Source organism: Bifidobacterium sp. (assembly GCF_051876855.1).
Lineage (GTDB): Bacteria > Actinomycetota > Actinomycetes > Actinomycetales > Bifidobacteriaceae > Bifidobacterium.
Map to the genome: position 1 here is coordinate 1952 of NZ_JBJEIH010000082.1, position 20617 is coordinate 22568.

The window sequence follows — 20617 nt, forward strand, 5'->3', positions numbered from 1 at the left end:
AACGCGGCCATGCAAGCCGTATTGGAGGAAAAGTAATATGCAGCACACTCTCGAAATCAAGGACCTCTATGCCTCGGTGGAAACCAAGGAAGGCCGCAAGCAGATTCTCAAGGGCGTCAATCTGACTGTCCACTCGGGGGAGACCCACGCGATCATGGGCCCCAACGGTTCGGGCAAGTCCACGCTCGCCTACACGCTGGCAGGTCACCCGAAGTACGAGGTCGATTCCGGCCAGGCGTTGCTCGACGGCGTTGATATCCTCAAGCAGACGCCTGACGAACGCGCCAAGGAGGGCCTGTTCCTCGCCATGCAGTACCCGGTCGAGGTGCCCGGCGTATCCATGACCAACTTCCTGCGCACTGCGAAGACTGAGGTTGATGGCAAGGCTCCTTCGATCCGCACGTGGACCAAGGAGCTCAACGAGGCGATGAAGCGGCTGCGCATGGATCCGAAGTTCGCGATGCGCTCCGTCAACGAAGGATTCTCCGGCGGCGAGAAGAAGCGCGCTGAGGTGTTGCAGCTCGAACTGCTCAAGCCGAAGTTCGCCATCCTCGACGAAACCGATTCTGGCCTCGACGTCGACGCTCTGCGTATTGTGTCCGAAGGCGTCAACCGCGCCAAGGAGAACACCGATCTGGGCATCCTCATGGTCACCCACTACACGCGTATCCTCAAGTACATCAAGCCTGACATCGTCCATGTCTTCGCCGATGGTCATTTCGTCAAGACCGGAGGCCCGGAGCTTGCCGACGAGCTGGAGGAGAACGGCTACGACGAATATCTGCCGGAAGGCAGCACGGAATCGGCGTTGGCCTGAACAATCTGAAAGACAAGGATCACAATGGCAGATGTTGATTTCGTTGCAATCAGGCAGCAGTTCCCGATTCTTGACCAAGAGATTCACGGTCATCCTCTGGTCTATCTGGACTCCGCCGCGACCTCGCAGAAGCCGCAGTGCGTGATTGACGCCGAAAGCGAGTTCTACCGCACCATCAACGCAGGTGTCCACCGCGGTGCCCACGAGTTGGCTGCCCGCAGCACGATGGCATTCGAAGAGGCGCGTGCCAAGGTCGCACGCCTGGTCGGTGCCAACAGCGAGGAAGGCGAGGAGGAAATCGTCGTCACCGCAGGTGCGACCGCGGGATTGAACCTACTGGCGACCGCGTTCGGCAATGCGAGCCTCGGCCGCGGCGGCAAAGCGGCCCAACGATTCGCTTTGAAGCCCGGCGATGAGATTGTGGTCTCCAAAGCAGAACACCATTCGGTGCTGCTGCCGTTTCAAGAGCTCGCCTACCGTACCGGAGCGACCCTCAAATGGTTCGATCTGACCGAGGACGGACGCATCCGTTCTGACACCGCCGATCAGGTCATCACCGAACGCACGAAGGTCGTCGCAATCACTCATGTGGGCAACACCACGGGCGCCATTACGGATATCGCGCCGATTGTCCGCCGCGCCCATGAAGTGGGGGCGGTCTTCATCCTCGACGCCTGCCAGTCCGTGCCGCACCTCAAGGTTGATTTCCATGCGATGGATGTCGATTTCGCTGCGTGGAGCGCCCACAAGATGTACGGTCCGACCGGCGTAGGCTTCCTATATGGCAAGCGTGAGTTGCTGGAGGCCCTGCCGCCTGCCAATTTCGGTGGATCCATGGTCGAATTGGCGTGGATGGACAAGCCGGCAGAATATATGGCCCCGCCTGCACGTTTTGAAGCCGGGACCCAGCCCGTCGCCCAAGTGGTGGCAGCCGGCGTTGCCGCCGACTGGATGCGTGCTATTGGCATGGAGAACATCGAAGCGCATGAAAAGGCCATCGCCGGCGAACTGCTGAAACTCGGCGATATTGATGGGGTCCGGATTTTGGGACCGCGTGAGAATGTCGATCGTATCGGTACCGTGGCATTCGACGTCCAAGGCGTCCACCCGCATGATGTCGGCCAGTTCATCGATTCGCTGGGTATCGCGATTCGTGTCGGACATCATTGCGCCCAGCCGGTACACCGTCACTTCGGGCTGTACGCCTCCAACCGTGCATCCACCGGCGTGTACAACAGTGTTGAGGATGCACAGGCCCTGGTCGAAGCGGTTTCCAAAGTCAGGCCGTTCTTCAAGGTCTGATGCCAAGGCTGGCGGGCATTTGAAGTATGTTGTATGCTTGCCCGACCGGTCTGACGGATACGCCCAATCTGCATGTCGTTTAGTGTGCTTTGGGCGTATCCGTTATCAGGTATGGTGGTAACGCGTCTGCGGGGGTATGATATGCCCCCGCAAGCATGTAAGTGAGAGTAGGGAACAGGCATGAGTGATGATTTCGGCATGAGCGGCGATGACCTGGAGCAGATGTATCAGGAGGTCATTCTCGAGGCGGCTCGCGATCCGCACGGGAAAGCGCATTTCGCGCCGGATCTGGCCAAAGAGAACGACACCACGACCGGCCAGCCCTCGCTTGACCAAGGTGAGGCGAGCGTCCGCCAGAACCACGAATACTGCGAAACCGGGCAATCCCACCAATTCAACCCGACGTGTGGGGACGAGGCGACCATCCGTGTCGAAGTCTCGCAAGACGAGCCGCATCGCATCGAACAGCTTGAGTGGGATGGCCATGGCTGTTCGATTTCCCAGGCGAGCCTATCGGTGATGACCGATTTGGTCGAAGGCAAAACCGTCGATGAGGCCATGAATCTGGGCGCCACATTCCACAAACTCATGGAATCTCGAGGCAAGGGGCTTTCCGATGACGCCGAGAACGAACAGCTTGAAGATGCTGTGGTGTTCCAAGGCGTTTCGAAGTATCCTATGCGTATCAAATGTGCGTTGCTCGGCTGGGAAGGCATGAAAGATGCCGTTGCCAAGGCCTTGGCCTCGCAAGACAAGACACCTGCCGGCGAAGCCGACTGAGCCGATAAGGAGCAAGATGACAAATCAGGGCAATCTGGTTCCCGAACCAAAATCCACGATTTTCGATACCGTTTCCCAAGCTTTGGGCAACGACAACGCCGCGCGCAAGGTCATGGCCAATCCGCAGCTGCTGGGTACGTTGGGTGCCCAGACTGAGGACACGCCCGGCACCAAGCGAGGGGAGGCGGACACTGCATCCGAAAGCGACCGCTGCGCGTGCGGCAAGCACAGCAAGCAGGAATGCAAGCACGATGATGCGACGAACAGCGAGGATGATATCCCTCTGGTCGCTGTGGACGATATCGGTCGTGCAACCGCCGCGGACGTGAAAGAGGCACTGCACCAAGTCATTGACCCCGAACTCGGCATCGATGTCATCGACCTCGGCTTGGTGTACGGCATCGAAATCGATAATCTTGGACGCGCGATCATCACGATGACCCTTACCACGCCGGCGTGCCCGTTGACGGAGCTCATCGAGGACGAATGCGCGAGCACACTCGCCGGGCTTGTTGAGGAATTCCGCATCGACTGGACTTGGCAGCCGCGCTGGACCGTGGACAAAATCACCCCTGAGGGGCGTGAACAGCTTGCGGCAATAGGGTTCAATCTCGACGCCATGCCGCAATACTGATTGTCACAAGGCACACGCCGTTAAAAAGCCCGGATTGATATGCTTCCTTGCCGCCTTTTCAGGCAGCGGGAAGCATCACTGTTTGCAGCACTGTATCTGTATCGCGTGCGTCAGTGCTTGACCCGTGTCGCATAGAACGCGACCGCGCTGGAAGCTGCCACATTGAGGCTGTCTACGCCGTGGCTCATCGGGATTTTCACGGTGAGATCCGCATGAGAAATCGTGCGATGGGACAAGCCGTCGCCTTCCGTGCCGAAAATCAAGGCGAGCTTGTCGATATGGTCAGGGGACGCTGAATCATTGTCGAGCCGACGGACAAGCTCGTCAAGACTGATGGAATCGTCATCCAAAGCCATGGCCGCCGTGGTGAACCCCAGCTCATGGAGCTGTGCGAGGCCGCGAACCGGCCAGAAATGCGTGTCATCGCCGCCGATGCGCGTCCACGGTACCTGAAACACCGTACCCATGGACACGCGGGCAGCCCTGCGGTAGAGCGGATCGCCGCACGAGGGCGTCACAAGCACCGCATCCACGTCAAGTGCGGCGGCTGAACGCATCAGAGCCCCGACATTGGTGTGGTCGACTATGTTTTCCATGACGGCAATGCGGCGGGCACCACGGCAGACCTCTTCGACGCTCGGCAGCGGCCAACGTTTCATCGCCGACAGCGCACCGCGGTGCAGGCGGTATCCGGTCAGCCGCTTGAGTTGCTCGGGGCTGGCTACATACACGGGTATATCCGGTCCCCAATGCTGGTCGATGTACTCGAACTCGTCGCTCATGCCAGCGATCCACGGCTCTTCCACCAGCAGGGAGATCGGTTCACGGCCTGCGGCGAGCGCACGGTCGATGACTTTGGGGGATTCGGCGATGAACAACCCCTTTGCGGGTTCAAGGCGGTTGCGGAGCTGGAGTTCGGTGAGATTGGTGTAGGCGGCGATGCGCTCGTCGTCGATATTGTCCACATGGATCAGCCGCATGAAAACAGGATCTCCCTTGTCTCGATAGTGATGTCGTGCCGGGTGCCGTGGTGTCAGGATGTTTCCGAAGGCGTGGCGCGTCAGTTCCTCTATTGCATCATAGTATGCGGGCGCCTTGCCAGGCGATGTCAGGCGTATCGTCCCATGGCACGTGACAGCAGCGACAAGGCGACCGGCCCTGCGGTGGAAGCGCGCAGGATATTATGCCCGAGCAGCGTGCACATGGCCCCCGCATCGGCGAATTGACGTGCTTCCTGCTCACTGATTCCGCCTTCTGGCCCCACGACGACATTGACCGTACGGGTGCGACCGTCTTCGAGGCAGCGCTGTTCCATATGTGCGACCGCCTGTTCAATCTGTTCCCAGTTGGCGGTCGCATCCTGGTGCAGGACGATGACGATATCGCCGAATACCATCGCCCGGCGGCAGATTGCCACGAGTTGCTTACTAGAGATGCAATCGTCAAGCTGCGGCCGCCATGCCCGGCGTGACTGTTCTGTTGCGGCATCGATGGTCTGCGACCATTTGCGGTCGCTGCGGCCGTGTTTCCATTTGGCGATGGAGCGGTCCGCCTGCCAGGGGATGACTGTATCGACCCCGATTTGGGTGGCCATGTCGATGGCCTGCTCGTCGTGGCCGGTTTTTGCGAGCGCCTGGATGAGCACGAGTCGGGTGACAGGTGGCTCCTCTTTGCTGAACGCGCTGACTTGCGCCTGTCCCTGTTCGGCATCGACCAGTGTGGTGTGGATGCGCAGGCCATTGCCGTCAGACAGCTGGAGCGTGTCGCCGTCGTGCAGGCGCATGGCTTGGATGGCGTGGCGTCTGATGGATTTGGGCAGCGTGATGTTCCATCCTTCACGCAGCGAGTCGGTGTTCACCGGCGCGTCGTCGGATTCGGGGTGCAGCAGAAACAGCGGATCAGTCATGGTTGCAAGGCTATCACTGGGTCAGGTTCCTGGCTTGCGTGCGGTGTGGCAGCGGTGGTCATGCTGTCGGATTGCGCACGTAGCACAGGATGTATCGTCGCCGCTCAGGAAAACGACACGCCCAAGAGGGGTCTGATTTGCGTCAGGCTTGAGCCGTGCTATAGTTTTTTTCTGTTGCTTCAAGGCACATGTCCGGGTGGCGGAATGGTAGACGCGCTAGCTTGAGGTGCTAGTGCCTATTTTAAACGGGCGTGCGGGTTCAAGTCCCGCTCCGGACACAAGCAAGGCTTCCGAAAGGAAGCCTTTTTTGTTATCGGCGTGAAAGTCCTCGCTTATCCGAACGGTTCAATAGTATGGGAGTTGACGGTGTACAGCATGTACAACGACCCATTCGGTAAGGAGTGTGTATGAGCCAGTCCGATGATTGCCTGTTCTGCAAAATCATTGCGGGGGAAATTCCGAGCACCAAGGTGTACGAGGACGACACGGTGTACGCGTTCAAGGACATCGCACCGAAAGCCAAGGTGCATGTTCTGATCGTGCCGCGCAAGCATTACGCAAATGCCGCCGAACTCGCCAAGGCTGACCCCAAGACACTCGCCCATATCGTCGAAGTCGCCCAGCATATCGCCGATGACGCCTTCCATGGCGCCTATCGCTTGGTATTCAATACCGGCGAGGACGCAGGCCAAACGGTCTTCCACGTCCATGCCCATGTCCTGACCGGCCAGAAGTTCGAGGAGTAGGTTTCGGCAAGTGGCTACCACTACCCGCGTTGTTACGGTTCCCCCCGAGCTTGATCCCGTCGCCGTGTTCGGGCCGATTGACGAGGTCATTCGCGTAGTAGAGCAGGCGTTTCCGGAGCTGACCATTCTTGTGCGAGGCAATCGGGTCGCAATCGTGTCCAGATCGAAGCAGACCGAAGCACAGGCCGCACAGGCAGAAGAGGTCATGCACACACTGATTGACGAGGCGTATACCGCGCCGATGGATGCTGACACGGTTCGCCGTCTGCTTGACCGCCGCGTGCTACGCAATGGCGTACGATCGCAGCGTAAGGATGATGTCCGTAAATTCGGAGCCGCTGCCGCGGTGCCTCGGAACGCCGTGGTCGAGTCAGCTGGCCGGACCGACCAGGATCGCCGCCGGGCTCATGTGCCGGGTGTCATCACTTTCGCCGCCGGTGTTCCGGTCCGCCCGAAAACCCCGGGGCAGATCGCTTACGTCAACACGATTGAATCAAATACAATCACTTTCGCCATCGGCCCTGCCGGCACAGGAAAGACCTATCTTGCCGTGGCGAAGGCGGTTCGCGCCTTCCAGGACGGTGAGGTCCGTCGGATCATCCTCACGCGTCCTGCGGTGGAGGCGGGGGAGAATCTCGGCTTCCTGCCCGGCACGTTGAGCGAGAAGGTCGATCCTTACCTGCGGCCCTTGTATGATGCGCTCTCCGATATGCTCGGCGCAGAACAGTTGCACCGGCTTTTGGATGACGGCACAATCGAGGTGGCCCCGCTTGCGTATATGCGCGGCCGTACGCTCAACGACGCATTCGTCATCCTCGACGAGGCTCAGAACACGACCGAACAGCAGATGAAGATGTTCCTGACACGCCTGGGATTCAACACCAAGATGATCATCACGGGCGATATCACGCAGGTCGATTTGACCGTGCCGCGTTCCGGCCTCGCAACAATCGAAGACATTCTGCACGGTATCAAAGGCATTGCCTTCGCGCACTTGGCTTCCGAAGACGTGGTGCGTCACGCGCTCGTCGGCAAAATCGTCCAAGCGTATGATCGACATGCCGCCATCGCCGGGGACCATGGCAGACGCGGGCATCGCAGGAACGATACGCCGCATAACCCGGCTGGGCGTATGGAAGAGCACAACGACGATGAGAGCCGCGGCACAGTCGAGAGCAAGGCCCACAACCTTTCCGATCATGAGGAGCATAACAACGTATGAGCGTTGATGTAACCAATGAAACCGTATGGAACATCGACCCGGAGGTCTTCTCCCAGCTCGGCGTGTGGGTGATGAGCCAGATGCGCGTGAGCATCCAATCGGATCTGACAATCCTGTTCGTCGATCCCGACCCCATCGCACAGTTGCATGAACGCTGGATGAATCTGCAAGGTCCGACCGATGTGATGAGCTTCCCGATGGACGAATTGCGTCCGGGCGACGGGTCAACCGAAATGGAGGGAGTGCTCGGCGACATCGTCATATGCCCGTGGGTGGCGAGACAACAGGCCCTTGCCGCCGGGCATAGCACCATGCAGGAAATGATGTTGCTGACCATCCACGGCATCCTCCACCTGCTTGGATACGACCATGTGACCCCTGAACAGGAACGTCAGATGTTCGGTTTGCAGCGCCAGTTGCTTCTCACCTATATGGCTGTGCGCCAAGTGGATGTCCCGCCGGCGACCCTGCCTTCCGGGGCGCGCGACATGCTGGCAGAATATGACGCCGGACATGCCCGGTCTGGGGCTGCGGGCGGAGCGGATGATGCGCATAATCAGTGACTGTATAGCTGATAAGTATTACAGTAAGACTGTTGGCGTGACGCCGATGGCCAGCATGGTTCAGGGGGAATGAAATGCCTGATATGACTACGATTGTCTTGATTGCGTTGCTCGCCGTGGTCGCGGCTCTTCTGGTATGGCTGTCCTTGTCGATGGCGGCGGCAGAAGGCGCAGTGTCACGCGTTACCCGGGCCAGTTTGAACAATCGGATTTTGGAAGTCCAGACCGACCTGGAACTCACGCAGTTCTCGCGCATGAAGAAAATCGACAAGATCCACAAGGTGCAGAGGCTTATCGCCGACAGATTCGCGACATCTGGATCATGTGCCTTCTTCCGTATCGTGTGCAACGTGTTCGACGGCGTGCTGGTGGCGAGCATCGTGTCCCTGTGCGGCGGTGTGCTGTGGGTACAGCTGGTCAGCGGCATCGTGGCGGGCGTGCTTATCGGCGTGGTCTCCATCCTTGTCCGTCCTCGTTCCGCGGGTGCCGTCAAACCGGTCGATATCATGCTCAGGCACGTGCGTGTCGTGGGGCTGGCTGTGGCGTTGACCCCGTTCGCCAAGGTCGGCGGCGACAAAGTCAACAAACGGCATCATCATGAGCAATCCGAACTGTCTGACGACGAGGAACTGGAGAAGTTGCAGCTCGAACAGGGCCGCGCAACCATCGATCGGCTGGTCGAAGCCAATGATTTCGACCCGGAGGTCTCCGAAATGCTGCGCAATGTGCTGACCTTGTCTGAGACGCTTACCCGCGAAATCATGGTGCCGCGCACCGATATGATTTGCATCGAACGCGGTCATAACCTTCAGGATTTCCTGCAATTGTGCTCCAGATCCGGGTTCTCCCGGGTTCCGGTCATCGGCGACGACGTCGACGATCTGGTCGGCATGGCCTACCTCAAGGACGCCGTACGCGCCACGGCTTTCAATCCCGATGCGATGACCCGCGATGTGGAAAGCATCATCCGCAATCCCATGCTCGTCCCGGAATCCAAGCCGGTAGATGACCTGTTCCACGAAATGCAACGTACACGGCAGCATGTCGCGATTGTGGTGGACGAATACGGCGGCATCGCCGGCATGGTCACCATCGAGGACACCATCGAGCAGATCGTCGGCGAACTTGAAGATGAGCACGACCGCACACAGCACAGCGAACCTGAGCAAATCGGCGAACTTACCTGGCGTATGCCCGCGAGGACGCCAATCGCCGATCTCGAGGATATTTTCGAGGTCGATATCGACGAGGACGATGTCGATACGGTTTACGGCTTGCTCACCAAACTGCTAGGCCGCGTCCCGATCGTCGGCGCCTCGGCCGTCACCCGTGGGCTGCGCCTGACCGCTGTTGATTCGGCTGGCAGACGCAAAAAGGTCTCGACAATCGTCGTCGAACCGGCACACGTCGAGCCCGGCGAGGACACTGGTGAACAACAGCAAACCGGCGGTCCTCACGTCAATGACCGTCATGATACGGCGCAGGACGGCTATCCGTCCCATGACGGGCAGGACAGCACCGTCAAGGACCGCCACGAGCAAGGAGCAGCATGAGCGAAAGCGATACCAGCACCGGACACGAACCGGCCCAACACGAGCCCGTCAAGGGGCACGACGTCTACCGGTCGGGATTCGTCGCGGTCGTAGGACGGCCGAATGTCGGCAAATCCACGTTGATGAATGCTTTGGTCGGTACACAGATTGCCATTGCCTCATCGAGGCCGGAAACGACCCGAAAAGCGATTCGCGGCATCGTCACGACCGATAACGCCCAGCTGGTGTTGGTCGATACGCCTGGTATTCACCGCCCGCGGACCTTGCTTGGCCAACGGCTCAATGATGTCGTCGAGGAGTCCCTCGCCGATGTCGACGAAATCGCGTTCCTGCTGCCCGCCGACCAGGAAATCGGCCCAGGCGACAAACGCATCCTCAGCCGGTTGCGCTCCCAATTCGCCAAGAAACGTGATGACGGCAGCTTCGCATGGAAGATTCCGCTGATTGCAATCGTCACGAAAATCGATGAGCTCAATCGTCAGGAGCTGATCGAGAAACTCATTCAGGTCAATGAATTCGCCGATTTCACGGATATCGTCCCCGTCAGCGCCCTTGAGCACGACAACGTGTCTGAAGTGCGGGACGTCCTGATTGAGAACATGCCCGAAGGTCCGCAAATGTACCCGGCGGAACAGCTGACCGAGGAAAAGCCCGAATCAACCATCGCCGAACTTGTGCGCTGGGCCTTCCTTGAGGAGCTTGACGACGAACTGCCCCATTCGCTTGCGGTCGTCGTGGACGGCATCGAGTACCCAGACCCCGATGACCCCGAGAGTGACGGCAAGGCCCATGTTCTGGTTTCGATTTATGTTGAGCGCGACTCGCAGAAGCCAATCATTATAGGGCACAAGGCCGAGCATTTGGTCAAGGTGCGTAAGAAACTGCGTACGCCGGTCAATCGTATCGTCGGGCAGAAAGCGAAACTTGACTTGCATGTCAAGGTCGCCAAGGACTGGCAGTCTGACCCGAAGAAGCTCGAACGACTTGGATTCTGACCTGAGTCACAGTTGAATCCCGGATCCGTCAGCACGCGCTCACGGCATGAGGCCTTAATAAGGTCTGCCGTGAGCGCGAAGTCAAACGCCGAACGCGTACAACAACGATGATGGCCCGGCTCCCTAAGTGGGGACCGGGCCATCATCATAACTGTCGCGAGGTTGCTGTTACTTACTGCTGCTTGCGCTTGGTGTACATCTGCGTGTTGAGCAGGGTCGCATACCGCTTGATGACCTTCGGGCGAATCACCTTCATCGAAGCGGTAAGCAGGCCGTTCTCCTGCGTGAATTCCTCAGGCAGGATAATGAACTTGCGCACGGATTCAGCGCGGGAGACACCTTCGTTGGCCAGATCGACATATTTCTGGACTTCGGCGCGGACTACGGCGTTTCCGGCCGCCTCCTGCATCGACATGTCGGCATTGAGCCCCTTGGATTTGAGCCAAGGACGCAGGGAATCCTCGTCAAGCGTGATGAGCGCCGAAATGAACGGACGCTTGTCGCCGAGCACCAGAGCCTGCGAAACGAATTCGCACCGCTGGATGGTCTCCTCAATCGGGCCGGGGGAGACGTTCTTGCCGCCGGCGGTGATGATCAGGTCCTTCTTGCGGCCAATGATGTACAGGAAGCCATTGTCGTCGAGATGACCCAAATCGCCGGTCGCATACCAACCGTCTTGGGTGAAGGACGTTTCCGTCGCCTCCTCGTTCTTGTGATAGGCGTGGAACACCGAGGCTCCCTTGACTTGGATCTCGTTGTCATCGGCGAGACGAATTGAGAAGCCCGGGAACGGGATGCCAACGGAACCTTCATGGAAGGGGACACCCAACGGATTGAATGCACAGGGGGCGGTGGTTTCGGTCAGGCCGTAGCCTTCATACACCGGGATGCCAGCGCCGCGGAAGAAGGCGAGCAAATCCGGGTCCAGCGGGGCGCCGCCGGTGACAATCCACTTGGCACGGCCGCCGAGCACCTCACGCAAGGACTTGTACACCAGCGGATCGTAGGCCGCACGCTCCACGCGCGTGAGCGTCGAAGCCTTGCCTTGGTCGCTGATTTCCTTCATGAACTTTTGCGCGGTGACCACCGAAGCGGCGAACATGACACCCTTGGCGCCATGACCAGCCTTCTGCGAAGCGGCGTTGTAGATCTTTTCGAGGACACGCGGCACCACGATCATCACCGACGGACGGGAAACCTGCAGATCACCGATCATGGTCTTGATGCCTTCGGCGATGTAGATATGCAGCTGGCTCGCCACACAGATGTAGTTTATTGCACGGGCGAAGGAATGCGCCTGCGGAAGGAACAACAGAATCGTGTTCTTCTCGTCGTGCAACAGGTCGGGCATGTAGTCCGGCAGGTTGAGCGCGGTCGCACAATAATCCTCATGCGTCATTTCCACGCCCTTCGGCGCGGCGGTCGAACCGGACGTATACACGATTGAGCACAAATCGGTCTTCTTCACCGAATCGATACGGGCGTCCAGCTCGTCGTCGCTAACCGCGTCCGCATACGCCTGAAGCTCGTAGAGGCCGCCGGTTTCGAAGCAGAAGATCTGCTCGAGCGTGGGGCATTCCTCCATCGCGCCGTCAGCCTTGTCACGCATGTCGGTGGTCTGCACGACCAAAAAGCGCGCATCGGAATTATCCACGATATTGCGAATCTGCTCGGCAGAATCGGTGTCATAGATGGTGGCCAACACGCCTCCGCACGCCATCACTGCCGCGTCGAACACATCCCATTCATAAGAGGTGCGGCACATGAACGCGACGCCGTCGCCCTTCTTCAACCCATAATGCATGAGGCCTTTGGCCGTCACACGCACCTCGTGAAGGAATTCGTTCGCGGTTTTCGTCGTCCATTCGCCGTTGACCTTGAACGTGTACAGCGGCTTGTCGCCCATGCGCTTGGCGCGGTCGGCGTAGATGTCGTAGATGCTCCAACCGTCGTCCAGCGGGGGATTGCCGGCGGTAGAAGCTGTCAGGCAACCCGTCTTCTGGTCGATGAACGTGGTCGTGGGATACCCCGGTCCCCATTCTGCGCTATTGGGCAGATTGACCGGCATATCCGCGACTTCGATATCCTGCGGATCGACATAGTCAGGATCACCCGGCTGGTCGTCGCTGACCGGATGGGTGAAATCCCCGCCAAGGCGCAGCGCCTTACGGGTGACTCTCATCGTTTGGTCCTTGATGGAATTGAGTAGGGACACGTCTCGCTCCTTGGCATTCACTTCAGCTATCAACCTTGTCATAATAGTCGAAAAAATCCCCTCCGTCACCTTACGGTTGCGTAGCTGAGGCGGTAGCGGGACCGGTAGACGGAAGGCCCGGCATCGCCACTTGAGAAATAGGGTAGACTGTGCCCGTACCCCACGTACGCAATAGTAATGAAGCTAGAAAGGGCTGCTATGGCTGAACAACCAGAAGCCGGCGTGCAGTTCGGTGTCTTCAACGAGACGACCGAGCATGAACGGCGTGTGGCACTGACGCCTGACATTGTCGTAAGGCTGCGCAAGAAAGGCGTCGGATGTCTGATCGAACAAGGAGCGGGACTTGCCGCGCAATATACGGACGCCGATTACGAGCGTGCCGGCGCTCGCGTGTGCGACCGGCAGACGGTGCTTGCCACGTGCGACGCCTTCGGATTCGTCTCACGCCCTGATGCCACGCTGATTGCCGCGATGCGTCCGGGGCAATGGGTTATCGGCATGCTCGGATCCTTCACCGATGACGCGTATATCGCCTCTTTGGCGCAGGCCGGACTGACCGCCGTCGCCATCGAGCGCCTGCCCAGGCAGCTGAGTGCGGCGCAATCCATGGATGAGATGACCTCGCAGAATTCCGTCATGGGCTACAAGGCGGCACTCGTCGCGGCGAACGCCTACCAGTCCTTCCTTCCCATGATGACCACTGCAGCGGGCACCATCCGCCCTGCGAAAGTGCTGGTGCTGGGCGCCGGCATCGCCGGACTTCAGGCAATCGGCACCGCCCGTCGACTCGGCGCGGTCGTCACTGCGTATGATGTCCGTCCGGCGTCCAAAGGCGAAGTCGAGTCCCTGGGCGCGAAATTCCTCGATCTCGGTCTTGATTTCTCGGCCGGCCAAGGGCAAGGCGGCTACGCTCGCCAGCTCACCAAGGAGGAACAGGCGGCGCAGCAGGCTGCGGTTGATGAGAAGGCTGCCCAGTTCGACATTGTGATCACCACAGCTAAGGTTCCCGGCCGCAAGCCGCCGATGCTGCTCACAGCGGCTGGCGTCAAGGCGTTGCATCGTGGAGCGGTCATCGTCGATTGCGCGGCGAGCGACCTCGGCGGCAATGTCGAAGGCTCTGTGGTCGGCACACAAGTCACCGAAGGCGGTGTCACCATCATCGGAGCACCGTATCTGGCGTCTGATGTCTCGAACACAGCTTCGAACCTGCTGTCGCGCAATGTGGCTGACGTACTGTCCCACTTCGTGCGCGACGGGCGTCTGAGGACCGCCGCCGGGGACGAGCTGGACGATGCACTTGTGGTCGCCGGGCTTGAAACGCCCGAAACCGAAGAATCCGGAAAGAAAGGGGAGTGACCCATGGATCCGCTTGTTGTATCCATCACGTTGTTCGTCCTGGCGTTGCTCATCGGCGTCGAAGTCATCGGCAAAGTGCCGGCGACATTGCACACGCCGTTAATGTCGGGCGCCAATTCGATTCATGGCATCGTGATTGTAGGCGTAGTCATCGTCGCGGCGCAGGCGAATTCGCCGCTTGCATACGTGTTCGTGTTCCTCGCCGCGGTGCTGGGCACGATGAACGTCGTCGGCGGATATGTGGTCACCGATCGCATGCTTGAGATGTTCAAGAGCTCCAAACCCGCGAAATCCGCGGATGATTCCGACGCTGACGAGGAGGCCGGCAAGTGAACGCCATCGATACCGTAGCCTGGTTCGTATATCTGCTCTCGGCCGTGATGTTCGTCATCGGTCTGCACTTCATGAATTCACCGAAAACCGCCCGTCGCGGCAACCAGATCTCCGCCGTCGGCATGGTGATCGCCGTGATCATGGCTTTCGTACACTTGTTCGCCACCGGATACCGTTCGAATATCGCGATCATCCTGTTGCTGCTGGGCATTGCGATCGGCGCGGTCGCCGGTGTCGTCAGCGCGAAAAAGGTGAAAATGACCGACATGCCGCAGCTGGTGTCGATTTTCAACACCGTCGGCGGCGGAGCTGCCGCACTTGTCGCGCTCAACGACATCCTCACCCCCGCCAAGGCGCCTGGGCTGGTAGTGCTGATCACCGCCGGTCTCGGCGTGGTCATCGGCTCGGTCACCTTCACCGGTTCGTTGGTCGCGGCAGGCAAGCTGCAAGGCGTGAAGTTCCTGCGCAAGCTGACATTGCCCGGCAAGGGCTTCCTCAACGTGTTGTTCATCGTGCTGACCATCGCGTCCTTCGTGATGCTGTGCGTGCAGCCTGGGCAACGCCTGCTGTGGGCGGTGCTCACTACGGTGTTCGCACTGGTGTACGGTCTGGTCTTCGTCATCCCGATTGGCGGCGCCGACATGCCGGTGGTCATCTCCGTACTCAACGCGTGCACGGGTACCGCAGTCGCGATGAGCGGCTTGGCCATTGACAATGTCGCACTCATCGTCGCCGGCGCTCTCGTGGGTGCCGCTGGCGTGACCCTGTCAATCCTCATGGCCCAGGCGATGAACAGGCCGCTGCACAGCGTGCTCGCCGGCGGATTCGGTGGCGCATCGAACGCCTCTGCCAACAACGATGGCCCCGAGGGCACCATGAAGGAGACCACGGCGGACGACGTCGCTGTCCAGCTTGTTTATGCGCAGAAGGTCATCTTCGTCCCCGGTTTCGGCCTCGCGCAGGCGCAGGCGCAACGCGAGCTTGCCGACCTCGGGGAGCTGCTCAAGGAGCATGGCGTTGAGGTGTCCTACGCGATCCACCCGGTCGCCGGTCGTATGCCGGGACATATGAATGTGCTGCTCGCCGAGGCGAATGTCCCGTATGACGAACTGGTGGACCTTGATGATATCAATCCGCAGTTCCCATCCGCCAATGTGGCGCTGGTCGTCGGCGCGAACGACGTGACCAATCCTGCGGCCCGACGCCCCGGCACACCGGTTTCGGGCATGCCGATCCTCGACGTAGATCAGGCGCAGCATGTGGTGGTCATGAAGCGCGGACGAGGACGCGGCTACGCTGGCATCGAGAACGAGCTGTATTTCGAAGACAACACGCAGATGCTGTTCGGCGATGCGAAGGCCGGGCTGCAAGCCGTGATTGCTGCCGTCAAGGAGCTGTTGGCTTGATGCACGTCCGTACATCGGAAAGCTGACGGAGAAAACTCCGGGAAACCGGGTTGCGCGTATACCGCGACTCGGGGAAACGGGCCTGAATCGCCTGCTTGTATAGGCGTATTCAGGCCCGTTTGCTTTCCGCATCCAACAAGTGTCCGAAAACGCGACCATGATGTGGACATTGCGGATAGTCGTATGTCGCCGGTTGGTAGCATCGCAACTACAACGTCAAGGTTTATCGTCCGCACTGTGGGGAGGTTCCCCTGTCCATAGCTCCCGAACGGGTTTCAACCCGATTCAGTTCAACAGCGTGATGGCACACCAGGGTAATGCTGGCCAAAAGCCGGTTCGTGTGTGTGATTTGGCGGCGTCGGCAGGTCCGTTCAAACGGCGGACATGACGCGCCGCCTTTTCCTTTAACGGCTCAGCTCAACACCGCAGACGGTCAGGCGATCCGCAATCCCTCTTCGACTATGGACTGCACCATCCGCCAGTAGGTGTCTGGGTCTTTCACCGACGACAACGTGTGTCCGGCGCCCGTGACGCTGAGCGTGAGACAATGCCGCCCGTGGTAGGCGCTGACGATCCTGTCCATGAATTCATGTGGCACCAATTGGTCGGAGGTCCCGTGCACGCACAACATCGGCACGTGGATATTCGACACCGCACGCACGCAATCGCCGTCAACCAGCCCAAATCCCGCGTGCATACGGCAGATGACGCTCATAGCGCCGAGCATGGGCAGTCCGACGATTCGCGGCAACCCGAGCATCGACTTGGTCACATACCGCATCTGAGAGCTGACGCTTGAATACCCGCTGTCCTCGATCACCGCCTTCACCTGCGCCGGAAGATCAGGCTCTCCAGCGGCGAGCATCACCGCCGCGGCGCCCATAGAGTTGCCATGCAGGATGATCTGCGCGTCCGGATCGCCTCTGACCACGAGATTGATCCAACGCATCACATCACGCCGGTCAAGATACCCCATGCCGATATATCTGCCTTGGCTGCGCTCATGCGCCCGCAAAGCGGGCAGCAGCACCGTGCACCCCATACGCGCGTACCGCAACGCGTATCTCGCCATTTCCTGCGGCTCTCCGCAAAAGCCATGGCAGCATATCGCGTACAGATGCGGTCTCGGAGCAAGCCTGTCGGGATCCAACACCCATGCGTGCAGACGCAATCCGTCTTCGCTGTATGTGGTCAGTGACTGGCGGGTCGCCTGGAACCACTGAACCGCGTCACGCTGTTCATCGTTGTCCTGCTGCTTGAGCTGCTCGCCAATTTCTTCAATCGCGCGCTTGTTGCTTTTGATGAACAAAGGCGAACGCACATCGCAAGCAGTGCGGAACGCCGCGTCACCAAGCGCGAACATCCCTGCGCCTATGGCCGCCGACGTGGCAGCGGCACCGATGCCGATATGCTTGATCGCTGACTTGTGAGTCTTCTCAGTCGCGGACATGCCCACTCCGTTCCTTGCCGATATACTGCCTTCTATTCTAATGATGGTGACTGCCTGGAACCGATATGCGCGAACCGCGGGTCCTTCATCCATGCGCGTCGAATCGGTAGCGTACCTCGTCCATGCCTATGTGTATACAAGAAGAGTTGCTTTGGCGGACTTGTTCGCCACGCTTTGGCGAGGGAGGCGCACGCCTCCGTTATCGACTCGGCTGATGGCACGGCATCTTTCGGTGTCCGGGAATCGGCGCGTCGGCGCGCCGAAACAACACCGGACCGGGAACAATCCAGGCTCCGGAACCAGATCACTATGAAGGAGAGCCATATGGCAACCAACACCATTACCCTCGAAGGTGAAGTCCGCGACCAGTTCGGCAAGGGCGTCGCCCGCCGTCTGCGTGTGGCCAACAAGATCCCGGCCACCATCTATGCCGGTGGCAACCAGCCGGTGTTCGTCACCCTCCCGATGAAGGAGACCACCCTGGCGCTGCGCCACACCAACGCACTGTTCACCATCAACTACGGCGGCGACTCCAAGATCGCAGTCGTCAAGGACGTGCAGCGCAACCCCGTCAAGCGCATCGTCGAGCATGTCGATTTCTACGAGGTCAAGGCCGGCGAGAAGATCGACGTCGAGGTCCCGGTCTTCGTCGAAGGCACCCCGAAGGGCGCTGCCGTCGCATTCGTCGACATCCAGGAGCTCAAGGTTCGCGCCGATGTGTCCAACCTGCCTGAGCGTATCGTCATCAACGTTGACGGCATGACCGACGGCACCAAGGTCTTCGCCAAGGACGTCAAGCTGCCGGAGGGCGCCGAGCTCGACATCGACGATCTGGAAGAGTCCGTGGTCACTGTCGAGGTGCCTGAGGACGCCACCGAGTCCACCGCCGAGACCGCCGACACCACCGCGGCCGCTCCTGCCGCTGACGCCGCAGCCCCTGCAGCTGACGCCGCAGCAGACAACAAGTGATTGAACCCGTCGGGGCTTTCGGTTCATATGCCTGGCCCGCGACGGTACCGTCCAAGGACCCCGCCTTCGTGGCGGGGTTCCGCATTTTCCGGCTCTTTCATAATGTGAACCTCTTCACACATTCGTCCCAGACCTGTGCGAGAGTAATCTCAGAGCCGGTGCCACAAGTACCAGCGCAACATACGCAATACCGTGATAACGGTTGATTCAAGAAGAAGTTATTATGACTGAACAATCACATCATGATCCCGCGCAACTCAACAAGCTCGCCGACGAATTCACCGTCCTGCCGAACGATCACCCGGCTTCGGACGCCAAGCGCCAGGAGCTGATCGACAAGCCGGCTTTCGGTCAGATTTTCTCTGACAACATGGCTCACATGACGTGGACCGACGGCGAAGGCTGGTCCGATCGCCGTATCGAACCGTACGGCCCGCTCAAGATGGATCCGGGCGCTTCTGTGCTGCATTACGCCCAGGAATGCTTCGAAGGCCTCAAGGCGTATCATCACGCCGACGGCTCGATTTGGCTGTTCCGTCCGGATGCGAACGCCGAGCGTTTCCAGAACTCCGCCAAGCGTCTGTACCTGCCTGAGCTGCCGATTGACGATTTCCTCGGCTCCGTTGCCGCGCTGGTCCGGCGTGACGCCAACTGGGTGCCTACTCGCCGCGAGTACACCCTGTACATGCGTCCGTTCATGTTCGCTTCCGAGCCGTTCCTCGGCGTGCGTGCCCCGAAGGAAGTCGATTATTGCGTGATTGCCTCCCCGTCCGGCCCGTACTTCCCGGGCGGTGTGAAGCCGGTCAGCATCTGGATCGAAGACAAGTGGTTCCGCGTTGGCCCCGGCGGCACCGGTTTCGCCAAGTGCGGCGGCAACTACGCCGCTTCGCTGCTCGGCGAATACACGGGTATCAAGAACGGCTGCGAGCAGGTGTGCTTCGTGGATGCCGCGACCAAGACCTACCTTGAGGAGCTCGGTGGCATGAACATGTTCATCGTGCACAAGGACGGACATCTGGAGACCCCGTCGCTCACCGGCAACATTCTGCCGGGAGTGACCCGTCGTTCGATTATCCAGCTCGCGCAGGATGACGGCCACGATGTGGTCGAGGGCATGATCAAGTTCGATCAGCTGGTCGAGGACATCAAGTCCGGCGAAGTCACCGAGGTATTCGCATGCGGTACCGCGGCGATCATCACGCCAATCGGGCGCTTCAAGTCCAACGACATCGACGTGACCGTCGCCGACGGCGGTTCCGGCGAGCTGACCATGAAGCTGCGCAACCAGCTGCTGGGCATTCAGCTTGGCGAGATCGAAGATCCGCACAACTGGATGTGGAAGGTCTGCTGAGACCGAGCGTATTAGCCGAAACCCATACCGATTCGGCAGTCTTGTGACAGGGCGATTCTCCTTCGGGGGAGTCGCCCTGTTGCGGTATATAGAAAGAAACCTGTGCGTGTTAGCACCCGCGAATCGCCCAGTGTCCCACCGCTGCGACCACACCGAGCAACCAGGAGGCATGACCATGACCGTCACCGTCACGCTTGAAAGCAACGGCTTCTTCCTCGGCATCGAGTATGTCGCTGTGTTCTGTTGTGGGCTGCTGGGCGGGCTGGCCGCGGTGCGCAAACATTACGATCTGTTCGCCATTGTGCTGACGACATGGTTGACGGCGTTGGGCGGGGGACTGGTGCGCGATGTTGTGCTGGGAGCGCTTCCTCCGGTCGGCATCTCGGATAAGGGCATGGTGCTCACCACGCTTGCCGCAGGGCTGATTGTCGCCGTCATACATCCGGAGGTGGATCGGCTCAAGTGGCCGATGCTTGTCCTTGACGCCTTGGCCTTGGGGCTCTTCGCCGTCAACGGTACGCAAAAGGCTCTGATGTACGGCACAAGCGGGATGACAGCGGTATTCCTCGGCATGTTCACTGCTTTGGCTGGCGGATTGATTCGTGACACGCTGCTCAACGAAGTGCCGATGGTCGTTCGCGACCGCCACTGGTATGCCTTCCCCTCGTTGGTCGGATGTCTGTTGACGGTGCTGTCATATCGTCTTGAAATGCATGCGATCATCACCTACCGCGGTGAGATTGCGTTCGATGTGGCCATTGTGGTGCTGGTCGTGCTCATGCGTGTCTTGTCAGTGAAGTTTGATATCAAGCTGCCGGGTGCCGTACCCAGGGAACACCCGGTCGCCCTACCCGAAGCAATGCGTCATCCCTATCATCATCACGCGGATGACGGGCAGCAACCGTGACTTTGGACTCAATCCGGTGAACACGAGCCGCACGTCAACGAACATTTCTGCCCAATCTTTCCAACCCATGCCATTGCCGTGACTTGCTCCCAGACGTTTGGGTCATCGGCTG

The 20617-nt window shown here is 59.6% G+C and carries 19 protein-coding genes and 1 tRNA gene; 16 read left to right on the top strand and 4 right to left on the bottom strand.

What is annotated here, in order from left to right; all coding sequences use genetic code 11:
* Window positions 1-37 precede the first annotated feature (37 nt).
* From sufC to ACI38B_RS05365, 4 genes are all read left to right on the top strand, one after another.
* Window positions 38-817, top strand: coding sequence for a Fe-S cluster assembly ATPase SufC (gene sufC / locus ACI38B_RS05350; protein ID WP_015450498.1), 780 nt, complete (start codon window positions 38-40; stop codon window positions 815-817).
* Window positions 818-841: 24 nt separating this feature from the next.
* Window positions 842-2119 (top strand): cysteine desulfurase, encoded by a 1278-nt coding sequence (locus ACI38B_RS05355; protein WP_300745486.1) that lies wholly within the window; start codon window positions 842-844, stop codon window positions 2117-2119.
* 180 nt (window positions 2120-2299) lie between these two features.
* Complete coding sequence (gene sufU, locus ACI38B_RS05360; protein WP_439729847.1) at window positions 2300-2899, top strand: Fe-S cluster assembly sulfur transfer protein SufU; 600 nt, start codon at window positions 2300-2302, stop codon at window positions 2897-2899.
* Window positions 2900-2915: 16 nt separating this feature from the next.
* Window positions 2916-3533, top strand: coding sequence for a metal-sulfur cluster assembly factor (locus ACI38B_RS05365; RefSeq protein ID WP_439729848.1), 618 nt, complete (start codon window positions 2916-2918; stop codon window positions 3531-3533).
* A gap of 110 nt (window positions 3534-3643) precedes the next feature.
* Here ACI38B_RS05365 and ACI38B_RS05370 read toward each other — a convergent pair whose 3' ends face one another.
* Both ACI38B_RS05370 and ACI38B_RS05375 read right to left on the bottom strand, forming a co-directional pair.
* Complete coding sequence (locus tag ACI38B_RS05370) at window positions 3644-4513, bottom strand: TrmH family RNA methyltransferase (RefSeq protein WP_439729849.1); 870 nt, start codon at window positions 4511-4513, stop codon at window positions 3644-3646.
* 128 nt (window positions 4514-4641) lie between these two features.
* Window positions 4642-5439: a 16S rRNA (uracil(1498)-N(3))-methyltransferase gene (locus ACI38B_RS05375; RefSeq protein ID WP_439729850.1), complete on the bottom strand. Its 798-nt coding sequence runs from the start codon at window positions 5437-5439 to the stop codon at window positions 4642-4644.
* 190 nt (window positions 5440-5629) lie between these two features.
* Here ACI38B_RS05375 and ACI38B_RS05380 point away from each other — a divergent pair.
* The 6 genes from ACI38B_RS05380 to era all read left to right on the top strand — a co-directional run bounded on the left by ACI38B_RS05380 (window position 5630) and on the right by era (window position 10518).
* Window positions 5630-5717, top strand: a tRNA-Leu gene (locus ACI38B_RS05380).
* A 129-nt stretch (window positions 5718-5846) separates the two neighbouring features.
* Window positions 5847-6185, top strand: coding sequence for a histidine triad nucleotide-binding protein (locus ACI38B_RS05385; protein ID WP_015450504.1), 339 nt, complete (start codon window positions 5847-5849; stop codon window positions 6183-6185).
* A 10-nt stretch (window positions 6186-6195) separates the two neighbouring features.
* Entirely contained in the window at window positions 6196-7407 is a 1212-nt protein-coding gene (locus ACI38B_RS05390) for a PhoH family protein (protein WP_439729851.1), read from the top strand.
* A complete protein-coding gene (ybeY, locus tag ACI38B_RS05395) occupies window positions 7404-7970 on the top strand; it encodes an rRNA maturation RNase YbeY (RefSeq protein ID WP_439729852.1) in 567 nt (188 codons plus the stop codon). Before ACI38B_RS05390 ends, ybeY begins: the two co-directional genes overlap by 4 nt.
* Before the next feature lie 74 nt (window positions 7971-8044).
* Window positions 8045-9523, top strand: coding sequence for a hemolysin family protein (locus ACI38B_RS05400; RefSeq protein ID WP_439729853.1), 1479 nt, complete (start codon window positions 8045-8047; stop codon window positions 9521-9523).
* Entirely contained in the window at window positions 9520-10518 is a 999-nt protein-coding gene (gene era, locus ACI38B_RS05405; protein ID WP_439729854.1) for a GTPase Era, read from the top strand. Before ACI38B_RS05400 ends, era begins: the two co-directional genes overlap by 4 nt.
* Window positions 10519-10690: 172 nt before the next feature.
* On the opposite strand, the gene ACI38B_RS05410 is transcribed toward era, so the two are convergent.
* Entirely contained in the window at window positions 10691-12700 is a 2010-nt protein-coding gene (locus tag ACI38B_RS05410) for an AMP-dependent synthetase/ligase (RefSeq protein ID WP_439729865.1), read from the bottom strand.
* A 231-nt stretch (window positions 12701-12931) separates the two neighbouring features.
* On the opposite strand from ACI38B_RS05410, the gene ACI38B_RS05415 reads away from it, so the two are divergent.
* From ACI38B_RS05415 to ACI38B_RS05425, 3 genes are read left to right on the top strand one after another with little or no spacing between them, the layout of a single operon-like run.
* Window positions 12932-14089 (top strand): NAD(P) transhydrogenase subunit alpha, encoded by a 1158-nt coding sequence (locus tag ACI38B_RS05415; RefSeq protein ID WP_439729855.1) that lies wholly within the window; start codon window positions 12932-12934, stop codon window positions 14087-14089.
* Between the two features lie 3 nt (window positions 14090-14092).
* Window positions 14093-14422: an NAD(P) transhydrogenase subunit alpha gene (locus ACI38B_RS05420; protein ID WP_015450511.1), complete on the top strand. Its 330-nt coding sequence runs from the start codon at window positions 14093-14095 to the stop codon at window positions 14420-14422.
* The gene (locus ACI38B_RS05425; protein WP_439729856.1) at window positions 14419-15828 is read left to right on the top strand and encodes an NAD(P)(+) transhydrogenase (Re/Si-specific) subunit beta; all 1410 of its coding nucleotides are present in this window, start codon (window positions 14419-14421) and stop codon (window positions 15826-15828) included. The genes ACI38B_RS05420 and ACI38B_RS05425 overlap by 4 nt, the downstream gene beginning before the upstream one ends.
* A gap of 433 nt (window positions 15829-16261) precedes the next feature.
* On the opposite strand, the gene ACI38B_RS05430 is transcribed toward ACI38B_RS05425, so the two are convergent.
* A complete protein-coding gene (locus tag ACI38B_RS05430) occupies window positions 16262-17278 on the bottom strand; it encodes an alpha/beta hydrolase (RefSeq protein ID WP_439729857.1) in 1017 nt (338 codons plus the stop codon).
* 324 nt (window positions 17279-17602) lie between these two features.
* Between ACI38B_RS05430 and ACI38B_RS05435 the strand changes: the two genes are divergently transcribed.
* The 3 genes from ACI38B_RS05435 (at window position 17603) to ACI38B_RS05445 (ending at window position 20505) form a co-directional block, all read left to right on the top strand.
* Window positions 17603-18247, top strand: coding sequence for a 50S ribosomal protein L25/general stress protein Ctc (locus tag ACI38B_RS05435; protein ID WP_439729858.1), 645 nt, complete (start codon window positions 17603-17605; stop codon window positions 18245-18247).
* 223 nt (window positions 18248-18470) lie between these two features.
* Window positions 18471-19598: a branched-chain amino acid aminotransferase gene (locus ACI38B_RS05440; RefSeq protein ID WP_015450515.1), complete on the top strand. Its 1128-nt coding sequence runs from the start codon at window positions 18471-18473 to the stop codon at window positions 19596-19598.
* 169 nt (window positions 19599-19767) lie between these two features.
* Window positions 19768-20505 (top strand): trimeric intracellular cation channel family protein, encoded by a 738-nt coding sequence (locus ACI38B_RS05445; protein WP_439729859.1) that lies wholly within the window; start codon window positions 19768-19770, stop codon window positions 20503-20505.
* The last annotated feature ends 112 nt before the right edge of the window (window positions 20506-20617 follow it).

What these genes read in the sequence shown, in the direction of transcription:
- sufC (WP_015450498.1), top strand. Translation starts at nt 38, where the DNA reads ATGCAGCACACTCTCGAAATCAAGGACCTCTATGCCTCGGTGGAAACC.
- ACI38B_RS05355 (WP_300745486.1), top strand. Translation starts at nt 842, where the DNA reads ATGGCAGATGTTGATTTCGTTGCAATCAGGCAGCAGTTCCCGATTCTT.
- sufU (WP_439729847.1), top strand. Translation starts at nt 2,300, where the DNA reads ATGAGTGATGATTTCGGCATGAGCGGCGATGACCTGGAGCAGATGTAT.
- ACI38B_RS05365 (WP_439729848.1), top strand. Translation starts at nt 2,916, where the DNA reads ATGACAAATCAGGGCAATCTGGTTCCCGAACCAAAATCCACGATTTTC.
- ACI38B_RS05370 (WP_439729849.1), bottom strand. Translation starts at nt 4,513, where the DNA reads ATGCGGCTGATCCATGTGGACAATATCGACGACGAGCGCATCGCCGCC.
- ACI38B_RS05375 (WP_439729850.1), bottom strand. Translation starts at nt 5,439, where the DNA reads ATGACTGATCCGCTGTTTCTGCTGCACCCCGAATCCGACGACGCGCCG.
- ACI38B_RS05385 (WP_015450504.1), top strand. Translation starts at nt 5,847, where the DNA reads ATGAGCCAGTCCGATGATTGCCTGTTCTGCAAAATCATTGCGGGGGAA.
- ybeY (WP_439729852.1), top strand. Translation starts at nt 7,404, where the DNA reads ATGAGCGTTGATGTAACCAATGAAACCGTATGGAACATCGACCCGGAG.
- ACI38B_RS05400 (WP_439729853.1), top strand. Translation starts at nt 8,045, where the DNA reads ATGCCTGATATGACTACGATTGTCTTGATTGCGTTGCTCGCCGTGGTC.
- era (WP_439729854.1), top strand. Translation starts at nt 9,520, where the DNA reads ATGAGCGAAAGCGATACCAGCACCGGACACGAACCGGCCCAACACGAG.
- ACI38B_RS05410 (WP_439729865.1), bottom strand. Translation starts at nt 12,700, where the DNA reads ATGAGAGTCACCCGTAAGGCGCTGCGCCTTGGCGGGGATTTCACCCAT.
- ACI38B_RS05415 (WP_439729855.1), top strand. Translation starts at nt 12,932, where the DNA reads ATGGCTGAACAACCAGAAGCCGGCGTGCAGTTCGGTGTCTTCAACGAG.
- ACI38B_RS05420 (WP_015450511.1), top strand. Translation starts at nt 14,093, where the DNA reads ATGGATCCGCTTGTTGTATCCATCACGTTGTTCGTCCTGGCGTTGCTC.
- ACI38B_RS05430 (WP_439729857.1), bottom strand. Translation starts at nt 17,278, where the DNA reads ATGTCCGCGACTGAGAAGACTCACAAGTCAGCGATCAAGCATATCGGC.
- ACI38B_RS05435 (WP_439729858.1), top strand. Translation starts at nt 17,603, where the DNA reads ATGGCAACCAACACCATTACCCTCGAAGGTGAAGTCCGCGACCAGTTC.
- ACI38B_RS05440 (WP_015450515.1), top strand. Translation starts at nt 18,471, where the DNA reads ATGACTGAACAATCACATCATGATCCCGCGCAACTCAACAAGCTCGCC.
- ACI38B_RS05445 (WP_439729859.1), top strand. Translation starts at nt 19,768, where the DNA reads ATGACCATGACCGTCACCGTCACGCTTGAAAGCAACGGCTTCTTCCTC.